The 19,060-nt window shown below is 65.2% G+C and carries 14 protein-coding genes; 11 read left to right on the plus strand and 3 right to left on the minus strand.

What is annotated here, in order from left to right; all coding sequences use genetic code 11:
- Positions 1–370: 370 nt before the first annotated feature.
- The 9 genes from FHS96_RS25970 to FHS96_RS26010 all read left to right on the plus strand — a co-directional run bounded on the left by FHS96_RS25970 (position 371) and on the right by FHS96_RS26010 (position 12,730).
- Positions 371–1,093 (plus strand): dienelactone hydrolase family protein, encoded by a 723-nt coding sequence (locus FHS96_RS25970; RefSeq protein WP_429598955.1) that lies wholly within the window; start codon positions 371–373, stop codon positions 1,091–1,093.
- Between the two features lie 351 nt (positions 1,094–1,444).
- The gene (locus FHS96_RS25975; RefSeq protein ID WP_429598737.1) at positions 1,445–3,877 is read left to right on the plus strand and encodes a TonB-dependent receptor; all 2,433 of its coding nucleotides are present in this window, start codon (positions 1,445–1,447) and stop codon (positions 3,875–3,877) included.
- A gap of 40 nt (positions 3,878–3,917) precedes the next feature.
- Positions 3,918–4,952 (plus strand): ABC transporter substrate-binding protein, encoded by a 1,035-nt coding sequence (locus tag FHS96_RS25980; protein WP_429598739.1) that lies wholly within the window; start codon positions 3,918–3,920, stop codon positions 4,950–4,952.
- A 10-nt stretch (positions 4,953–4,962) separates the two neighbouring features.
- Positions 4,963–6,303, plus strand: coding sequence for an LLM class flavin-dependent oxidoreductase (locus tag FHS96_RS25985; protein WP_429598741.1), 1,341 nt, complete (start codon positions 4,963–4,965; stop codon positions 6,301–6,303).
- Positions 6,304–6,349: 46 nt separating this feature from the next.
- Complete coding sequence (locus FHS96_RS25990) at positions 6,350–7,033, plus strand: class II aldolase/adducin family protein (RefSeq protein WP_429598743.1); 684 nt, start codon at positions 6,350–6,352, stop codon at positions 7,031–7,033.
- A 56-nt stretch (positions 7,034–7,089) separates the two neighbouring features.
- Entirely contained in the window at positions 7,090–8,151 is a 1,062-nt protein-coding gene (locus FHS96_RS25995) for a microcin C ABC transporter permease YejB (protein WP_429598745.1), read from the plus strand.
- Between the two features lie 3 nt (positions 8,152–8,154).
- Complete coding sequence (locus tag FHS96_RS26000; protein ID WP_429598747.1) at positions 8,155–9,288, plus strand: ABC transporter permease; 1,134 nt, start codon at positions 8,155–8,157, stop codon at positions 9,286–9,288.
- The gene (locus FHS96_RS26005) at positions 9,285–10,901 is read left to right on the plus strand and encodes an ABC transporter ATP-binding protein (RefSeq protein ID WP_429598749.1); all 1,617 of its coding nucleotides are present in this window, start codon (positions 9,285–9,287) and stop codon (positions 10,899–10,901) included. The genes FHS96_RS26000 and FHS96_RS26005 overlap by 4 nt, the downstream gene beginning before the upstream one ends.
- Positions 10,898–12,730: an extracellular solute-binding protein gene (locus FHS96_RS26010; RefSeq protein WP_429598751.1), complete on the plus strand. Its 1,833-nt coding sequence runs from the start codon at positions 10,898–10,900 to the stop codon at positions 12,728–12,730. The genes FHS96_RS26005 and FHS96_RS26010 overlap by 4 nt, the downstream gene beginning before the upstream one ends.
- Here the strand turns inward: FHS96_RS26010 and FHS96_RS26015 are convergent.
- Positions 12,724–13,650 (minus strand): LysR family transcriptional regulator, encoded by a 927-nt coding sequence (locus FHS96_RS26015; RefSeq protein ID WP_429598753.1) that lies wholly within the window; start codon positions 13,648–13,650, stop codon positions 12,724–12,726. The two genes, FHS96_RS26010 and FHS96_RS26015, sit on opposite strands and share 7 nt — an antisense overlap.
- A 248-nt stretch (positions 13,651–13,898) precedes the next feature.
- On the opposite strand from FHS96_RS26015, the gene FHS96_RS26020 reads away from it, so the two are divergent.
- Positions 13,899–15,653, plus strand: coding sequence for an ABC transporter ATP-binding protein (locus FHS96_RS26020; protein WP_429598755.1), 1,755 nt, complete (start codon positions 13,899–13,901; stop codon positions 15,651–15,653).
- A 28-nt stretch (positions 15,654–15,681) separates the two neighbouring features.
- Positions 15,682–16,761 carry an ABC transporter substrate-binding protein gene (locus FHS96_RS26025; protein WP_429598757.1) on the plus strand — a complete coding sequence of 360 codons (1,080 nt, stop codon included), beginning with the start codon at positions 15,682–15,684 and terminating at the stop codon, positions 16,759–16,761.
- A gap of 43 nt (positions 16,762–16,804) precedes the next feature.
- Here FHS96_RS26025 and FHS96_RS26030 read toward each other — a convergent pair whose 3' ends face one another.
- Together FHS96_RS26030 and FHS96_RS26035 are read right to left on the minus strand one after the other, a co-directional pair.
- The gene (locus FHS96_RS26030; RefSeq protein ID WP_429598759.1) at positions 16,805–18,004 is read right to left on the minus strand and encodes an MFS transporter; all 1,200 of its coding nucleotides are present in this window, start codon (positions 18,002–18,004) and stop codon (positions 16,805–16,807) included.
- Positions 18,001–19,059 (minus strand): ABC transporter substrate-binding protein, encoded by a 1,059-nt coding sequence (locus FHS96_RS26035; protein ID WP_429598761.1) that lies wholly within the window; start codon positions 19,057–19,059, stop codon positions 18,001–18,003. Before FHS96_RS26035 ends, FHS96_RS26030 begins: the two co-directional genes overlap by 4 nt.
- Position 19,060 lies beyond the last annotated feature (1 nt).

A 19,060-nucleotide genomic window follows, 5' to 3' on the forward strand; every position in this document is an offset into this window, starting at 1 on the left:
TCGATTTTCTGCTGTGCGCCGCGGATGGCACAGCAGGGCAGGGGAGGCGTGGCGGGATTTCTTTGCACCGCACAATATATACTATAAATACGCTAGAGAACTCGGGAATGGGTGGCAGGCCGGGCATGTGAAGCGCCAGATGGCGACCGGCCATATTCCGACGCGAGGCCGCGCTGCTCAGATTTCAGCAGCGGGTCCCGCTGCAGTGACATTTCTCAACATCTTCACGGTGAAAGCCGACACGCCCGTGGGCGGGCTGTGTCTGGCATGCTTGTTGCTGCGCCATGCCGAGCGCTGGCGTTGGTCCAGCAGGTAGCAGGGGGCACATATGAACGTTCGATACCGGCTGGGCGCTTTGTGTTTGTTGACAGTGACCACGGCCGCATTCGCACAAGAGTCGAGCCGGGTCGCCACGCCGCGCGGCGCCGAGATCGAGGTTATTGTCGAGAAGCCATCCGGCAACGGGCCGTTTCCAGCTGTGATCCTTGGATCGGGATCCGGCTATGACATGCGCCAGCCGATCATGGAGCGTGTCGCCCAGGGCCTGCTGGCGCAAGGGATTGCGGTTTATCGGCTCGACTGGGCTTATCGGGTCGCCGGCACGCCCTTTGCGCAGCAGCCTCGGGACAAGAAGGCGGAGATCGAGGATATGCGCACGGCGCTTGCGCTGGCGCAGAAGGATCCGTCGATCGATCGCGGGCGCATCCTGCTCGCGGGCAAATCGCTTGGCTCCGTGATCGCCTGGCAGCTCCTGCGCGTAACACCCGAGGTCAAGGGCGCCATCCTGCTGACCCCGGTATGCGACCCCGAGGAGAACCCCGAAGCCCCAGCACGCTTCTATCCGGAATTGGGGGCGGAGCGGCGGCCCCGCCTGTGGATCGTCGGCGATGCCGATCCGGTTTGCCCGGTGCCGCTGCTCCATCGCTATATCGCCGATGGTGGCGCACCCGATCGCGTTGCCGTGATCGCTGGCAATCATAGTTACCGGAGCCCCGATCATCCCGGCCGCGACCGGCGCGCCCTCGATCTGGCGGTTCAACTCGCCACCGATTTCGCCTTGACGATGCTCGTACCTGAATCGGACGGCCGCTAATCCAACTCCATGTGGCACAGGTGCGTTGTGTCTCGATCATATATAATATCGCAGATCATGAACCTCCGCCGATGTATGGCGAGTTGCAAAGCACGCCCTACGCGATATTTGTTGCGTATATGGAAACACTCTATTTCCGGAAGGTGAATTGTTGCCTTCATATCTGACGTATTCACTACATATTACAAAATCTATTGCGATACTCAGCATTACTATTCTTGCTCACCGCCCCTTCGACCGATAGCAAATTCCCTACTCATGGAGCGGATTATTTGGGCGGCCATCGGAAAGCCGGGGTCGGTGGGGCGCGCCGCGCGAGGAAGGCGTGGCGCAACGAGTAGGGATCGCAACGTGAAGCCTGCATATTTTCTTTTCACCGCCAGCTTTGTTGTCACTGCCGGCCTGCCGTCGGCAGCCATCGCGAACGAAGCCGATGCGGCGCCCGACGCTGCGGCGGAAGCCGCGCCGGCGCCCGATGTGGGCGGCGACATTATCGTGCAGGCGCAGCGCCGCGCCGAGAAGGCGTCCGACGTGCCGCTCGCGCTCTCGGTGGTGAAGGGTGACGACATCCTGCGCTACGACCAGTTGCGCACCACCAACGACGTGCTCCAGTTCGTGCCGAACGCACAGGCCGCGCAGCCGCATGGGCCGTCGCGGGCGCGCTGGTTCGTGCGCGGCATCGGGACCAACAATACCGGTAGCAACACGATCAACCCGTTGGGCATCTATTATGACGATGTCTACATCTCGGACATCTCGAACCAGGGCTATCCGCTGTTCGACCTCGATCGGGTGGAGGTACTGAACGGCCCGCAGGGCACGTTGTGGGGCAAGAATTCCAACGCGGGCGCGATCAACTTCGTCTCGCGGGCGCCCAGCTTCGATGCGGACGGCTATGCCCAGGTGGAATATGGGTCGTTCGACGAGAAGCGCCTCGAAGCCGCGATCGGCGGGCCGCTGCTCGGCGACAAGATCGCCGGCCGCGTCGCCTTCTACTATAACGACTGGGACGGCTGGCAGAACAATCGCTTCACCGGCAAGCATCATCCGGGCGCAACCGAGGTCGCGACGCGCGTCCAGCTTCTGCTGAAACCCACCGAGACGCTGTCAATCCTGTTCAACGCGCACAGCCGCGACTATTCGGGGCCCCAGCAGGGCACCAACTATGTCGCCTCCACCGTCACCACCAATTCGACGCAGGCGTGGCGATCGGTCTACCCTAACGGATTCCCGACCGGCGGATGGCGGGACACCTATGCGGCCGACTTGAAGCCCGAAAAGCTCGAGGCGCGCGGCGCCAATGCGAAGATCAACTGGGACGGCGATTTCGCGACGATCACCTCGATCACCGCCTATGAGCAGAACAAGCTGAGCCAGGAATCGGGCGGGGTCGCGATCCCGGAGAACAGCCGTTTCTATTCGAATGGCGGGCCGTTCAGCCAGTCGAACACCGAGGGCGAGAGCTGGCAGGTCAGCGAGGAGTTGCGCATCGCCTCCCCCTCGGAGCAGCGCTTCACCTGGCTTGGCGGACTTTACGCGTTCAAGGGTGCGCTCGAGAACCGCGCCGTCGTCGCGAGCTATGTCCGCGGCGATCCGGGCAGCGCAACCGCGACCAGCAATGCCTGGGGCACCGGGCCGCAATTCACCGACACCTGGTACAAGCACAGGATCGAGAACCTCGCCTTTTTCGCCAATGTAGGCTTCAAGGTCAGCGATGCGTTCCGGATCAGCGGCGGCGCGCGCTGGTCTACCGAGAAGAGCAGCTTCGACTGGCAATATGGCGCTGCGAACATTGTCGGCAACGCGGCGACCTTCATTCCGAACCTGCCGCAGATAAACATCGATGATTATGGCCCGCGCGACCTGATCTACACTGAGCGCGCGACGCAGAAGACCAACGCGTGGACCTATGACGTCACGCCCGAATATATCTTCAGCCAGCAGGCGCGCGTCTATTTCCGCTTTGCACACGGCGTGCTGCCGGGCGGCTACACCAGCACCGGCAACGTCACCATTCCGAGCACGTCCAGCGGATCGGTGAGCCTGCCGCTGGCGGCGACCGGCGCCCGTCCCGCGACGTTGCGCGCCAACCAGATCTTCGTGCTCAACCCGGAGAAGATCGATGCTTATGAGCTTGGCCTGAAGACCGCCTGGTTCGGCCGCCGGCTGACGGTGGATCTCGCCGCCTTCTATTACGACTACACCAATCTCGTCGTGAACGTGCCGACGCAGATCGACCCGTTGCCGGCGAACGCGACGGTGCTGTTCCGCAATGCCGGCGCCGCCGAGATCAAGGGCGTCGAGCTTCGCTTCAACGCAGCACCGGTCAAGGGCCTCAGCGTCGCCGGTTCGTTCGGCTATCTCGACAGCGAATATGTCGAAGATTTTGGCGAGACGGACACCATCCTCGGCGCGCGGCCGCCGCGCACCTCAAAATACACTGCGAACCTCACCGCCAGCTACACGCATGGCATCGGCGGGGGCGGCGGAAGCCTGACCTATTCGGTGGACGCGAACTGGCGGTCGAAATTCTATTTCTACCCGACCATCGCCTCGCAGATCACCAATCCCGATCCGCTGCTGGCGCAGGGCGACTATGCGCTTGCCAATGCCCGGATCGGCTGGTCCGTGACCGACGACGACCGGCTGAGCTTCGCGGTCTCGGTCCAGAACCTGACCAATACCAAGTACAAGACCCACTCGCTGCCGGTCAGCAGCGGCTTCAGCAACCAGATCTACGGACGCCCGCGCAGCTTCCTCGTGTCGGCGAACGCGCGGTTCTGACCGGACTTGTCCTTCTCTTCAACGCGGCAGGAGATCCCTGATGACTGACAGCAGCACCCAACCCGTCGACATCTGGTACACGCGCTGCGGCGGCGCGACCGCATCGACCATCGCGATCCAGCAAGGACTGCTCGAACAGGAGTTCGACGCTGCCGAGGTCGCGCTCCATTCGCTGAGGGATTCGACGATTCGCTCGGTGCGCGAGAGCCATTACGACCATTCGATCCAGTCGATGTTCCGCGAGGGCGGCAATATTCCGCCGATCTGGGCGCGGGCCCGCGGCGCTGAAACCGCGGTGCTGGGCATCACCTGGGTGGACGAGTTCCAGTCGATCGTGGTGCGTGCGGACAGCGAGATCCGCGGCCTCGCCGATCTTGCCGGCCGCCGGCTCGCGGTGCCGCTTTACGAAGGCATCACCATCGATTTCCAGCGCGGAGCGAATTTCCACGGCCTCGCCCATGGGCTGGCGATCGCCGGGCTCGATCGGGGCGACGTGCGGTTCGTCGACGTGCCCGTGGCACCTGGGTTGCGGGCGCCTTCCGGCACCGCCGAACTGAAGGCGCTGTTCGATGGGCAGGTGGATGTCGTGTTCCTGCGCCAAGCCTCGGGCTATCAGCTCGCCCAGCATCATGGTGCGCAACTGCGCGAACTCGTGCGGCTGACCGACGAGGCCGATCCGCTGCGCCGGATCAACAATGGCACGCCGCGGCCGCTGACTGTCCATCGTGCCTTCCTCGAGAAGCGGCCGGATCTCGTCGTCCGCTATCTGTCCGTGCTGCTGCGTGCGGCCGACTGGGCGGTGGCCAATCCGGCGGCGGCGATCGAGGCGGTTGCGCGCGAGGATGGGCGCGTCGCCGCCCCGACGATCGCGGCGACCTTCCCGAAACTCGCGACCAGCCTGCGGCCGCGGTTGAGCGCGGATCATGTCCGCGGCCTCGAGGCGCAGAAGGATTTCCTGTTCGCCTGGGGTTTCCTGGAACGCGACTTCGCGGTTGCCGACTGGGTCGTCGACGGGCCGCTGCGCGAGGCGGAAGAACTGGTTGCCGGCGGCACGATCGCCGCGGCGGCCGAGTAGGAGCGGCGCCATGCCGGACAAACGGCGTCAGCTCGTCCTCAACGTCTTCCTGACGAGCCATGGGCATCATCCGGGGGGCTGGCGGCTGGACCAGGCCCCGGGCGGCGGAGATCCCAGCTTCGCCCACTGGCTCGACATGGTGCGGACCGCCGAACGCGGAAAGCTCGATGCGGTGTTCTTCGCCGACTTCGTCGGTTCGGCCGGCAGCGGCCGAACTGTTGGCCGGCGGCCGGCGGGGCAGGGCTTCGAGCCTTTGACCATCGCCGGCGCGCTGGCTGCGGTGACTGAGCGCATCGGCATCGTCGTGACCGCCAACACCAATTTCAACGAACCCTATAATCTCGCGCGCTATTTCGCCTCGCTCGATCATCTCACCGGCGGGCGGATCGGCTGGAACGTCGTATCGTCGCTGTCCGAGGGCTCGATCTCCAGCTTCGGCGTCCAGGCGCCGCTGGAGCATGGAGACCGCTACGCGCGCGCCGAGGAGTTCATCGACGTTGCTCGCCAGCTTTGGGACAGCTGGGAAGACGGCGCCTTCGACCATCCCGACAAGGGAGCGGCGGTGTTCGTGGGGCCGGGGCGAAACCACCCCGTGCATCATCGCGGCCGCTTCTTCCAGATCGACGCGCAGCTCGACATCGCGCGGCCGGTGCAGGGCTATCCGGTATTCGTCCAGGCCGGCAATTCGGATACCGGCCGCGAGTTCGCGGCACGGCATGCCGAGATGATCTACGCTTCGGCGCAGAGCTTGCCGGATGCGCAGGCCTATTACCGCGACGTGAAGTCACGCATGGCCAAATATGGCCGCGACCCGGATCATCTGAAGGTCACGCCCGGCCTGTCCTTCTATATCGGCGATACCCGGCAGGAAGCACAGGACCAGTTCGACGCGCTGCAGGAAGCGGTGAGCTTCCACCGCCCGATCGAGCTGTGGGGACATGATCTTTCGGATTATCCGCTCGATGGACCATTGCCCGACCTGCCCGAGCCGGCAAACGGCAAGGGCCGCTGGCAGCAGCTCGTCACCCTCGCGCGGCGCGAGAACCTCACCATCCGGCAGCTGATCCTGCGCTTCAGCGTCGTGCGCGGCCACCGCGTGGTGATCGGCACCCCGGCGAGCATTGCCGAACAGATTGAGGAATGGTTTGTGGGCGAGGGAGCCGACGGCTTCAACCTGATCCCGCCGCTGCAGCCGGATTCGCTGCGGCAGTTCGTGGACAAGGTGGTGCCCGAACTGCAGCGGCGCGGCATTTTCCGTCACGATTATGAGGGCCGCACCTTGCGCGAGCATCTCGGCCTTCCGCGCCCCGCCAACCAGCACGGCCTGGCAGCGGCCGCCGCCGCGGAATGAGCCCGCGCCCCATTTTCGTCTTTCTCGAGCACGAGGAGTATCAACGATGAGCAACCTGCTGACCGATATCGAGCTCTCCGAGTATGTCGCCAACGCCACGGCCGATGCGACGCATGCCTTCAATTTCCTCAAGGACAGCGGCACGCTGACCGCGAGCCTGATCTTCAACATCGCGCACCGCGTTCCCGGCCACGACACCCTGCTCTCGGTGCGCTTCCCGTCGCCCTGGTCGCGGGACAGGCAAGTGAAGGTCGCGCTCTCCAAATTCTCGGATCACAAGGACTCGATCCTCAACGAGGAACGGCTGGACGCCGACACGCTGATCCATGCGCACACGCCGCACCTCGCGGCATGGTCGCTGTCGCACAAGCCGTTCCCGATCCTCTATGTCGCGGCCCAGCGCCATCTGCTGGCGCGCGAGATTCCCAACCATCTGGAGCGGACCCGCAGCGTTCTCGACATCGTGCGCGAGCGGCTGGACACCTATCCCGATCTCGCGCCGCCGCCGGCGCTGCTGGAAAGCAATGGCGGCGCCAATTTCTGGGGCAAGGGCATCGTCAAGACCGCCGAGCTGATCCTGCTGATCGAGGAATCCGCGCGGCTGCAGGCGATCGCGGCGCAGATCGGCGGGGCGCAGGTCTACACGCCGGGCGCGCTCGATCTGCAATGGCGGCGCACCGGCCTGCTGGAGAAGGCGCGCGAATATGCGCGCGACTACGCCCCCGCCTGACCTCTGACGCGGGAGGCGAAGATGATCCCCATCCATCGTGATCGCTAGGCCGGCCGATGTGGACCTATCTGCTCAAGCGGCTTTTGATGATGGTGCCCACCGTGCTGGGGGTGCTCACCTTCGCCTTCCTCGTCACCCAGTTCGTGCCCGGCGGTCCGGTCGAGCATGCGCTCGGCCAGATCGACCATGCCAGCGCACGCGCGGGGGCGGATGGCGGACCGGAAGAGGGCGGATGGTCCTATAGCGGGCGCAAGGGAATCGACGCCAGGCAGGTCGAGGAATTGTCCGCGCTGTACGGCTTCGACAAGCCGCCGCTCGAACGCTATCTGATGATGGTCGGCAACTTCCTCACCTTCGATCTGGGGGAGAGCCATTTCCACGAACAGAGCGTCACCTCGCTGCTGCGCGCCAAGCTGGGCGTTTCGGTAGCGCTGGGGGTGTGGACGTTCCTGCTCACCTATTTGATCGCGGTGCCGCTGGGCGTCGCCAAGGCCGTGCGCGAGGGCAGCCGCTTCGATGTGGCGACGACCATCCTCGTCCTGCTCGGCTATGCGGTGCCCAGCTTCGTGCTCGGGGTGCTGCTGATCGTGTTGTTCGGTGGCGGATCCTTCTGGGACATCTTTCCGCTCGGCGGCCTCGTCTCCGAAGACTGGCACGAACTGAGCCTGCCGGCGAAGATCCTCGATTATCTATGGCACATCGCGCTGCCGGTGACGGCCGCGGTCGTCAGCAACTTCGCCATCAAGGCGCTGATGACGAAGAACACCTTCCTCGACGAACTCGGCAAGCAATATGTGCTCACCGCGCGCGCCAAGGGATTGTCCGAGCGGCAGGTGCTGTGGAAGCACGTTTTCCGCAACGCGCTGCTGCCGATGATCACGGCGTTTCCGATCACGTTCATCGGCGCCTTCTTCACCGGAAGCCTGCTGATCGAACGGCTGTTCTCGCTCGATGGGCTCGGGCTGCTTGCCTATGAGTCGATCGTCTCGCGCGATTTCCCGGTCGTGCTCGGCGCGCTCTACATGTTCACGCTGGTGGGGCTGGCGATCAAGCTGCTTGCTGACCTTGCCTATGTGCTCGTCGATCCCCGCATCAAATACAGCGCCGAGGACATCTGAGCCATGAACTCACCGATCACCGCCCTGCTGATCGACCGCGAAGCGAAGGTCGAGGAACGTCCGGCGCTCGTTCCGGTCAAGAATCCCATAGCCCGCGTGACGTCGCCACGCCCGGCGACGCGCTGGCAGGCGTTCCGGCGGCACCGGCTGGGTTATTGGAGCCTTATCCTGCTGGTCCTGCTCTACGCGACCAGCCTGTGCGCCGAGTTCGTCTCGAACAACAAGCCGCTGCTGATATCCTACCAGGGCGAATATTATTTTCCGCTGTTGAAGGACTATCCGGAATCGACCTTCGGCGGCGATCTGCCGATCCAGGCCGACTATCTCGATCCCTTCATCCGCGAACGACTCCAGACCGGCGGCAATTTCGCGCTCTACCCGCTGAACCCCTACCGGTTCGACACGATCTCTTACTATGCCAAGGGTGCCCATCATCCCAGCGCGCCGAGTTCGGACAATCTGCTGGGCACGGATCCAACCGGCTACGACATCCTCGCGCAGCTCATCTACGGCTTCCGCATTTCGGTGAGCTTCGCGCTGGCGCTGACCGTGGTCGGCACCTTGCTGGGCGTCGTGATCGGCGCGATCCAGGGCTATTTCGCCGGCAAGGTCGATCTGGTCGCGCAGCGGCTGATCGAGGTGTGGGGCGCGATGCCCGAACTCTACCTGCTGATCATCTTCGCATCGCTGTTCAACCAGAGCTTCATCGTGCTGTTCCTGCTGATGACGCTGTTCGGGTGGGTCCACGCCTCGGACTATGTGCGCGCCGAATTCCTGCGCAACCGCCAGCTCGAATATGTGAAGGCGGCGCGCGCGCTGGGTCTCTCCAGCATCCAGATCATGGTGCGGCACATCCTGCCGAACAGCTTGACGCCGGTGATCACCTATCTGCCGTTCCGGATGAGCGCCGGGATCATGGCGCTCGCCAGCCTCGATTTTCTCGGGCTGGGGGTCAGTGACGCGCCGAGCATCGGGCGGATGCTGCTGCAGGGGAAGGAGAATCTCGACGCCTGGTGGATCTCGGTCGCGGCATTCGGCGCGCTGGTGACGACGATGCTGCTGCTGACCTTCATCGGCGAGGCGCTGCGCGACGCGCTGAACCTTCATTCGGCCTCTCGCCGGGTGGGCCGGGCATGACCGCGCCGCTTCTCTCCATCGAGAGTCTCTCGATCCACTTCGGCGCGCGGCAGGTGGTCGATGGGCTGAGCCTGACGGTGGCCGCCGGCGAGCGGCTGGCGCTGGTCGGCGAATCCGGATCGGGCAAGACCGTCACCGCGCTGTCGGTGCTGCGGCTCGCCGCGCAGGCGGACCTTTCGGGCAGCATCCGGCTGAACGGTGAGGAATTGCTGACCAAGAGCGATGCGGAAATCCGGCGCATACGCGGCAGCGACGTCGCGATGATCTTCCAGGAACCGATGACTGCGCTGAACCCGGTCTACACCATCGGCAGCCAGATCGCCGAGACGCTTGCGCTGCACGAGGGGCTTGGCGCGCGTGCGGCGCGCATCCGTGCGATCGAACTGCTTGCGCGCACCGGCGTGAGGGAGCCCGACCAGCGCGTCGACAGCTATCCGCACCAGCTTTCGGGCGGTCAGCGCCAGCGGGCGATGATCGCGATGGCGCTGGCCTGCCGCCCGCGGCTGCTGATCGCCGACGAGCCGACCACCGCGCTCGACCCGACGGTGCGGGCGCGCATCGTAAAGCTGCTGCTCGACCTGCAACGCGAGGAAGCGGCGCGCGGTACGCCCATGGCGATCCTGCTGATCACGCACGACCTGCAACTGGTCCGCCGCTTCGCCGAGCGCGTCGCGGTGATGGAGCGCGGGCGGCTGGTCGAGGAAAATACCACCGAGGCGCTGTTCGCGGCACCGCGTCACCCCTACACGCGCAAGCTGCTGGACAGCGTGCCCGTCCGCAAGGTCGGCCCGCTGCGCGACGACGCGCCGATCCTGCTCGAAACCAAAGGGCTGCGCGTCGAATATCGCAAGCCGCTGCCAGGCTGGCGCGGCCTGATCGGATCGGGGCGGTTCGCCGCGGTCAGGGATGCCGATCTCCATCTGCGTGCGGGGGAGACGGTCGGCGTGGTCGGGGAATCGGGTTCGGGCAAGTCGACCCTGGCGCTTGCCATGCTCGATCTCCTGCGTCCGCAGGGCGGCGAGATCCGCTTCGAGGGGCGCCCGATCGCCGGTAAGTCCGCACGGGAACGGCGCGCCCTGCGCGCGCGGCTGCAGGTGGTGTTCCAGGATCCGTTCGGATCGCTTTCGCCGCGACGGACGATCGAGCAGACGGTTGGGGAGGGATTGCAGATCCATGCACCCGAACTCGGTTCGGCCGAGCGGCGCGAACACGTGCAGGCGGCGCTCGCCGAGGTCGGCCTCGAACATGTCGCGCTCAATGCCTATCCGCATCAGTTCTCCGGCGGCCAGCGCCAGCGTATCGCCATCGCGCGCGCGCTGATCCTCAAGCCGTCGGTGGTGATCCTCGATGAGCCGACATCGGCGCTGGACGTCTCGATCCAGAACCAGGTGCTCGATCTGCTGGTCGAACTGCAGAAGAAGCATCAGCTCAGCTATGTGCTGATCAGCCACGACATCGCCGTCGTCAACGCCCTCGCGCACCGTCTCTACGTGCTGAAGGAGGGCGAGGTCGTGGAGACCGGCGAAACCCAGGCGCTGATCGCGGCACCGGGCCATCCCTACACCGCCAGCCTCGTGCAGGCCTCGCTGCAACCCTCGTCGAGTGACCGATGAAACCCATTGCGACCATATTGATCGCCGGACTTCTCCTTGGATGCTGGGCGCCGGTAGCGCGCGGCGCGCATGCCGTGGCGCAGTTCGGCCAGCCGAAATATCCGGCCGGCTTCACCCATTTCGACTATGTGAACCCCAACGCGCCCAAGGGCGGCTCGGTCAATCTATCGCTGATCGACCAGAAGAACGGCTATGACAAGTTCAACCCGTTCAGTCTCAGGGGCAATGCCGCGCCGGGTCTGCTAGAACTGGTATTCGAGACGCTGACGGTCAACAGCCTCGACGAAACCAATACCCAATACGGGCTGCTGGCCGACGATATCGCGCTCGCGCCCGACCTGCGCTCGGTGCGGTTCCACATCAATCCCGCCGCCCGCTTCAGCGATGGGACGACGGTGACCGCTGCCGACGTCAAATATTCGTTCGACATGCTGCGTTCGGCGCAGGCCAGTCCGCGCTTCCATTCCTATTTTGCCGAGATCAGGTCGGTCCGCATCATCGATCGCCGGACCGTGCGCTTCGAATTCGCGCGCGCCGGCCGCGACCTCTCGTTCGTTGCCGGCAGCCTGCCGGTCTTCTCGGCGCGGTGGGGCGTGGGCAAGGATGGCAAGCGCACCGGCTTCGGCCAATTGGGCCTGCAACAGCCGATCGCCAGCGGCCCCTATACGATCGATCGCTACGGCCCGCTTTCCGTCGTCTATCGCCGCAACGCGCGCTACTGGGGCGCTCGCGTTCCCAGCCGTCGCGGCGGGTTCAACTTCGATCGCATCACCTACAAATTCTACAAAGATGCGGATGCGCAGGTCGCGGCGATGCGGGCCGGTGACTTCGATTTCTTCAACGAAACGCGGATGCGCTACTGGTGCTGCCAGTTCATCGGGCGCCGCTTCGACCGCGGCGACCTCGTCAAGGAAAAGGTCCCCAACCATTCGCTCGCAGCAATGAGCGGCTATGTGTTCAACCTGCGCCAGAAGCGGTTCCAGGACATCCGCGTGCGGCGTGCGCTCAGCCTCGTCTATGACTGGGAATGGCTGAACGAGAAGATCTTCGACGGCCAGTTCGAGCGGCAGGACAGCCTCTTCGCCAATTCCCCGCTCGCAGCGCGCGGGTTGCCCGGCCCGGCGGAACGCGCGCTGCTGGAACCCTATCGCAACCAGCTCCCGCCCGCTGTGTTCGGGCCGATGGTGCTTCAGCCGCGCACCGATACGCCCGGTGGGCTACGCGCCAACATGCGACTGGCGATGCATCTGCTGGCCGCAGCGGGATGGCGCAATGTCGATGGCGTGCTCCGCAATGCCAGGGGGGAAGCCTTCACCCTCGAAGTGCCCGGCGGTCGCGGCAACGTGCTGCTCGATGCCTATTACAACAACCTTGCCAGGATCGGCGTACAGATCAGGCGGCGCATCGCCGATCCCACTGCGGATCGTCAGCGCCTGCGCCGCTTCGCGTTCGATTTCACGCCGATCGCATTGCGCAAGGCACGTGATCCCGGCCCGGAAATCTGGCGCAATTTCAACAGCGCCGATGCAGCTGTCCCCGGCTCGGAGAATCTGGCGGGCGTGCGTTCTCCCGCGGTCGACGCACTTACGCGCAAATTGCTCGATGCATCGAACCCGGCCGAACTTCGCGCGGCTGCGGGCGCGCTCGATCGGGTGGTGATGCACAATCATTATGTGCTGCCCTGGCGCTATCTCGACAATCACTACCTGATCTACCAGCGGCGGCTCAAGCGGCCGCAACGCGCGCCGCTCTATTTCGGGCCCTATGACTGGTTGCTCGCTGCCTGGTGGGACGGGACGGCGGCGCCCCGCATGGCAGCGCGTCAATGAGCGACGGGGTGAGTGACGTCCATCGTCGGCAGATGCGACGCGCAATGATTCACGAAGGCGCGCAGCCGCGCCGGGACGTGGCGATCGTTCTGCCAGAGCGCGGAAAGCGGCGCTTCGCCCATCTCCGCGTCGAACTCGATCCGGCGCAACCGACCAGCATGCAACTGATCCTGCACAAGGCAGGCCGGCAGATAGATCAGGCCCTGGCCATGAATTCCAGCCGAGATCACCGCATCGGCGGAATTGGCACGGATCGCGCTGCTGGTCGGCACTTCTATCGGAACTCCGGCGCGCACGAACCGCCATGGGCTGCCGCCCGACTGGCCGGCGAGGATTCGGTTGACGCAGACATGGTCGCGCAACGCCTCGATCGAAGCCGGTTCGCCGAACCGGTCGAGATAGTCGGGCGAGGCGCACAGGATCATCGGAAAGCTCGCCAGCCGGCGCGCGCTGACGCTGGCGAGATCGATCGCCGGCGGCGCGCCGACCCTGAACAGCACATCCACCTTCGCGCTCAGCGGATCGGTTGCGCTGTTGCTGAAGACGAGATCGATCGCGACGCCGCCATGCTCGCGCAGGAAGCTCACCGCGAGCGGCGCGACCACGACCCGGCCGAACGCAGCCGGTGCGCCGATTTTGAGGCTTCCCTTCATCTCGCGATGATCCTCGCCTACGGCAGCGTCGGCGGCGGCGATGTCCAGCAGGATCTTGCACCACCGCTCGCGATACAGCGAGCCGGCGTCGGTCAGCACCACGCGGCGGGTGTTCCGCTGCAGCAGCGTCGTGCCCAGATCCTGCTCGAGGAACTGGATATGCTTCGTGATGACGCTGGGAGAAACGCCCTGCGCCCGCGCCGCACCATTGAAGCTGCCGAATTCGGCGACGCCGATGAACGCTCTGACAGCGGCAATACGATCCATGCGACCCTCGACCATTTCTCCACGGCGACGGCTGAGTTCCCGGAAAAGGGAGATTGTCAGTCCGTGGATAAAAATCCTAATCTCTACCGGAAAACTAGTATATAGGCATGGGCTCAAGTGACTGATTCAATTCTCGAAAAAATTCTTGGGATTGGCAAAGACGAGCTTCAGTCATATCGCACCGGCAGTCCGGGCGGCAGAAATCGCGTCTTTACCGTGGTTTGGCTGTCCGTGGCGGGCAGCGCGCTGTGAACAACATCTGGCGCATCGTTACTCTCATACCCGAATATCGCTGGCGCATCGCGATCATCATCGCCGCAAGCGCGATCATCGGCCTGGCGGGGACGGCGACCCCCTACATCTTCCGCCACATCGTCGATGCGATCGCGGCGCTGCTCGCGCGGCGGATCGATCTGTCGGCCGCCGAAGCCGCGGTCGCACTGGCGCTGCTCGGCTTCGTTGCGCTCCGCCTGGCGATCGTGCTGTTCAGCTATCTGCTCGAACGGCAATCGGACTCGCTGTGGCTCAACACGGTCAGCACCTTGCGGCGCCGGGTGTTCGACAACATGACGCATCTGTCGATCGACTATTATGAGCGCACGCGCACCGGCGAGATTCTCGACCGCTTCGGTGCGGTCACCAGCATCACGATGTGGCTGTTCCAGCTCAGCGAGGGCACGCTGGCGACGATCCTGCAACTCGTGTTCGGTACCGCGGTGCTGCTGGTCAAGGCGCCTGCGGTGGGCCTCATCATGCTGCTCGTCATCCCCTTCAACCTCGCAATGTCGTTCCGCGAGGTCCGCAAGACGCGGCCGCTCAAGCGCAAATGGAACGGCTTGGTCGGCAAGATGAGCGGGCTGCTCAGCGAGATGGTGAGCCAGATCGCCACCGTGCGCAGCTTTGCCGGCGAAGCCGCGATCAAGCGCCGCTACGAGGATGTCCAGGTCGAATGGTGGGCGACGCGCACCGTGGAGCAGGCGATCCAGCAGCATTCGGGCGTCCTCCTGAACATCGTCAATACCGTCGCGATCGTCCTGTCCGTCGTCATCGTCACGCGCGGCGCGCTTGGTGGGGCCTATTCGGTGGGCGACATCCTGCTCGTGCTCACCCTCACCCAGACGATGATCAACGGCATCCCACCGGTCACACGGCTGGTAAACACCACGGGCGAGGTCGATGCCTCGGCGGAGCGGCTGGTCGAACTGCTCGATGTCGCGCCGACGGTGGTCGATGCGCCCGACGCGATCGATCTCGGCCCTGTTCATACCATCGAGTTCCGCCACGTCGGCTTCCACTATCCGGGCAAGGCCACGCCGGCGCTGCACGACGTCTCGTTTCGCGTGGAACCGGGCCAGATGCTGGCGCTGGTCGGGCAGAGCGGGTCGGGCAAGTCGACGATCATCAAGCTGCTGATGCGCTTCTATGATCCGCAGGAAGGCGCGGTGCTGATCAACGGCACCGATCTGCGGCGCTTCCGCCAGGCATCGCTGCGCGCCCAGATCGGCGCGGTGCTTCAGGATGTCGCTCTGTTCAACGATACGATCGCCGAGAACATCCGCTTCGCGCGGCCGGAAGCGACGCTGGAAGAGGTCTATGCCGCCAGCCGCGCCGCCAATGCCGACAATTTCGTACGCTCGCTGCCGGACGGCTATGAAACCCTGTCCGGCGAACGCGGTGTAAGGCTGTCGGGCGGCGAGAAGCAACGGATCGCGATCGCGCGCGCGCTGCTGCGTGATCCCAACCTGATCATCCTCGACGAGGCGACCAGCGCGCTCGATTCCGAGTCCGAGCGCCTGGTTCAGGAGGGGCTGGCGACCTTGCTCTCCGGCCGGACATCCGTGGTCATCGCCCACCGGCTGACGACGATCCGCAATGCCGATCGCATCCTCGTCATGCAGAGCGGCCGCATCGTCGAGACCGGCGACCATCGCTCGCTGATCGGCAGGCCCGACGGGGTCTACGCGCAGCTGCATGCGCTGCAGTCGCTGGCACCCGCCGATTGAATTCACCACCCGCAGGAAAGGACGACGCATGGCAACGGCAACGCAAGACATCATCGATCGCGAGGAGGAAGGGCAGGCGACGCTCTCTGAAATCTGGTTCACGCGCTGTCCGGTCCCGACCGCGACCGGTCTGGCATATCGGCGCGGCTGGCTGGACGAGGCCTTCGGCCAGGCCGGGATCAAGGTCCGCACCCTGCAGGAGGAAAGCGGCCCGCTGCGCCACCATCATTATGATCACCGCCTGCCGACGCTCGTTCGCGAGGGCGGCAACATCCTGGCGATCGCGGCGCGGGCGCAGGGCGAGCCGACCAAGCTTGTCGGGCTGACCTGGATCGAGGAACGGCAGGCGATCCTGGTCCGTCCGGGATCGGGCATCGCTTCGGCGGCGGACCTCAAGGGACGGAAGCTCGGCCTGCCGACCTGGACCGACCATGAGATCGCATCGCATGCCCGCGGCTCCAGCATCGCGCGGGGCATGTCGCTGGCCGGCTACAAGGGGGCGCTCGCCTCCGCCTGGCTCACGCTGGACGATGTCGAACTCGTCGAGGTGGAAAGCCGCCGCCGGGTGTCGGCGGATGCCGATGCCGGCCGGCTGCGTCAGCTCTGGGCGTTGCAGGATCTCGCCGACGGCAAGGTCGACGCGCTCTATGTGAAGGGTGCCGCGGCGGTCGATGGCGCGCGCGCGGCGGGGGTCAAGGTGGGCATTGATCTCGATGCGCTGCCCGACAAGCGCTTCCGCGTGAACAACGGCACGCCGCGGCCGATCACCGTGCACGAGACTTTGATCGAGGAGCATTTCGACCATCTCGTCACCTTCCTCGAGCAGACGCTGCGGGCGGCCATTTGGGCACGCGACAATCTGTCCGACGTGCTGACGGTGCTTGAGGGCGAGACCCGCGGCAGCCGTTCCGCGGTGGAGGAAGCCTATGGCAACGGCTTCCACACGACGCTTCATCCCGACCTGTCCGACGAGCGGCTGGCGCTGTTCGAGCAGCAGAAGCGTTTCCTGTGGGTGCACGGCTTCCTGGAGCGCGATTTCGCCCTCGCTTCCTGGGTCGATCGACGCCCGCTGGAGGCCGCCTGGGAACGGATCCACGCGCGCCCCTGAAACCGATCGACGGCCGGCGCGAAAAGCGCCGGCCGTCGCTTCCCTAATGGTCGTCGCGGCGCGATCGCAGCGCGATCAGGATGGCAGCGGTGATCGGAACCACGATCCAGATCAGATAGATGCTCTGCAACGAACCGATCGCACTCAGGGCGCCACCGCCAAGCGAACCGACGAGATTTCCCGACATGCTCGCGAGGTTGAACAGGCCGGACGCCTTGCTCTTGTTGGCGCTGCTGTTGCTGAGCAGGGTCATCGACTGGAAGTGGATCGAGGTCGAGGCGAGGCTGAGCAGCACGGCGCCCGCGGCAAGCGTGGCATAATCGCCCGCAAATCCCAGGCACAAAAGCGCACCCGTCGCCGCGACCAGCGACCAGAGATAGCCACCGCGTCGACTGAACCGCGCGAACAGCCGCCCCAGCAGGAACAGCGACGCCACCGTGGTGCACCCTTGGATGGCGATCAGCGAAACCGCGCCCGTGCGCGGCAGGCCCAGCCCCTTGATCGCGAGGATCAGGATGAAGCTGGAGAACAAGGTCGTCGTCGCGCTCGAGACATGCTCGATCAGGCAGCTTTCGAAGATCGTCCGATTGCGCAGCAATGTGCGGAGTTCGTGCAGCACGGGCGCCTGCTGCTCCTCCGGCGGCGGCGCTCCCGACGCCTCGGGGAAGAAGTTCAGGCTGGCCGCGCCCATCACGCCGAACATGATGCCCGAGGCGATGAAGGCGACACCATAGCCCATGTCGGTGGAGACCCACGCCGCCAGCCAGGGGCCGACCAGCGCCAACCCCACCGTCTGCGAGCCGCGATACCAGCCCGCCTTCGCCTTGCCGATCCGCGGCAGTTGCTGAAGGAAGGCTGTGTTCATCGACACCATGCGGAACGGAATGCACAGCCCGATCAGCGCACGCGCCGCGACCAGCCACGGCCAGACCGCAATGAACGGCATCGCCAGATAGACCAGCATGGGCCCGAGGCTGGCGGTGAAATAGCTGAAGCGCCGCCCCGCCCGCGCGATCAGGAAGCCGGCCGGGATCGCCATCGACATCATCATCGCCTGCTCGGCGCCCAGCATCACGCCGATCTGGAGCGGCGTCGCGCCGAGATGGATGGCGAAGAGCTGGCTGGCGATCCGGCCGAGCGCGATCGAACTGCCACTGACCGCCGCCAGCAGCATGAAGCGGTGAATGAAGGAGACGGGGCCGGGAAGGTCGATGGCGCTGGAACGGCTGGCGGTGTCGTTCACGCCCCCAGCAGCGGCGCCAATGTGGTGAGCGATGCCTTCACCCGTTCCAGCGGGCCAGGGTCGATCCAGTCGTTCGCGGGAAAGTCCCGCTCGATGAAGCCGCGCGCCGCGAGATCGCTGATGAACGCGTCCAGCCCGGCGATCGCGCCCGGATCGAGCTCCGCACGCAGATGCTCATGGACGTGCGGACCGAAGGCGCGGCGCACCGCCGGTTGCGACCAGCCGGTTTCACTGGCGATGTTGCGCACCGTTCCCTCGGAATCGCGCGCCGCCCATTCGCCGGCCGCGACGACCCGTGCGAGAAAGCGATCGACGATGTCGGGCCGATGATCGAGCAGCGCGCCGCTCACCGTCAGCGGCCGCGGCGTGCAGTTGCTCACGCGCAGCAGCGGGTCGGGATCGGCGCCGATATCGACGACCACCGTCGCTCCCAGCAGATGCTCGACCTCATGGCCGCGCACGTCTTTCACATAGATCGCATCGACCAGCCCGGCAGCCAGCGCCCGCGCTTCGCTGGTATAGGTGTGACGCCGGCGGCCGAGCGGTGAGAGGCCGCGGCGGATCTCAGCGTCGCCGGCCTCGCGCTCATCCGGCAGGTCGACCTGCTCGACGTCGGCGAGCGACAGCCCCTCGCGGGCGAGCACCAGCGCGAATGCGCGCAGCGCCGATGCGCGGTTGTGATCGATGGTGATCGCATGGTCGGGGATTCCGATGCGGCGCCCTGCCAGATCGCGCGCGCTGCGGATTCCGGTAGAGGGCAGGGCGATGATCGCCTGGTGCTCGTCGGTCCAGGTCAGCGCGATGACGCGCGTGTCCTCACCGTTTGCCCGCGCCCAGATCGCCGGCACGCTGCCACCCTGCCTGAACGAGTTGGGAAGGTGGTGGTCGAAATGCGAGGCGAGATCGTCGCTGCTGCTGGATTCCCGCAGCGATCGTACCGCGATGCCGTCACCATCGAATTCCTGCTCGAACCAACCGAACTGGGCGGCGAAGCTGAACGGCGTCGGCACTGAACAGCGCGTGTACCAGAGGGTATCGATCGCGTGAGTCACCATG

The sequence above is a fragment of the Sphingomonas zeicaulis genome (assembly GCF_050433225.1).
GTDB lineage: Bacteria > Pseudomonadota > Alphaproteobacteria > Sphingomonadales > Sphingomonadaceae > Sphingomonas_D > Sphingomonas_D zeicaulis.

Bases quoted from the DNA above. Each gene is read 5' to 3' on its own strand.
- FHS96_RS25980 (WP_429598739.1), top strand. From the start codon at position 3,918: ATGACTGACAGCAGCACCCAACCCGTCGACATCTGGTACACGCGCTGC.
- FHS96_RS25985 (WP_429598741.1), top strand. From the start codon at position 4,963: ATGCCGGACAAACGGCGTCAGCTCGTCCTCAACGTCTTCCTGACGAGC.
- FHS96_RS25990 (WP_429598743.1), top strand. From the start codon at position 6,350: ATGAGCAACCTGCTGACCGATATCGAGCTCTCCGAGTATGTCGCCAAC.
- FHS96_RS25995 (WP_429598745.1), top strand. From the start codon at position 7,090: ATGTGGACCTATCTGCTCAAGCGGCTTTTGATGATGGTGCCCACCGTG.
- FHS96_RS26000 (WP_429598747.1), top strand. From the start codon at position 8,155: ATGAACTCACCGATCACCGCCCTGCTGATCGACCGCGAAGCGAAGGTC.
- FHS96_RS26005 (WP_429598749.1), top strand. From the start codon at position 9,285: ATGACCGCGCCGCTTCTCTCCATCGAGAGTCTCTCGATCCACTTCGGC.
- FHS96_RS26010 (WP_429598751.1), top strand. From the start codon at position 10,898: ATGAAACCCATTGCGACCATATTGATCGCCGGACTTCTCCTTGGATGC.
- FHS96_RS26015 (WP_429598753.1), bottom strand. From the start codon at position 13,650: ATGGATCGTATTGCCGCTGTCAGAGCGTTCATCGGCGTCGCCGAATTC.
- FHS96_RS26025 (WP_429598757.1), top strand. From the start codon at position 15,682: ATGGCAACGGCAACGCAAGACATCATCGATCGCGAGGAGGAAGGGCAG.
- FHS96_RS26035 (WP_429598761.1), bottom strand. From the start codon at position 19,059: ATGGTGACTCACGCGATCGATACCCTCTGGTACACGCGCTGTTCAGTG.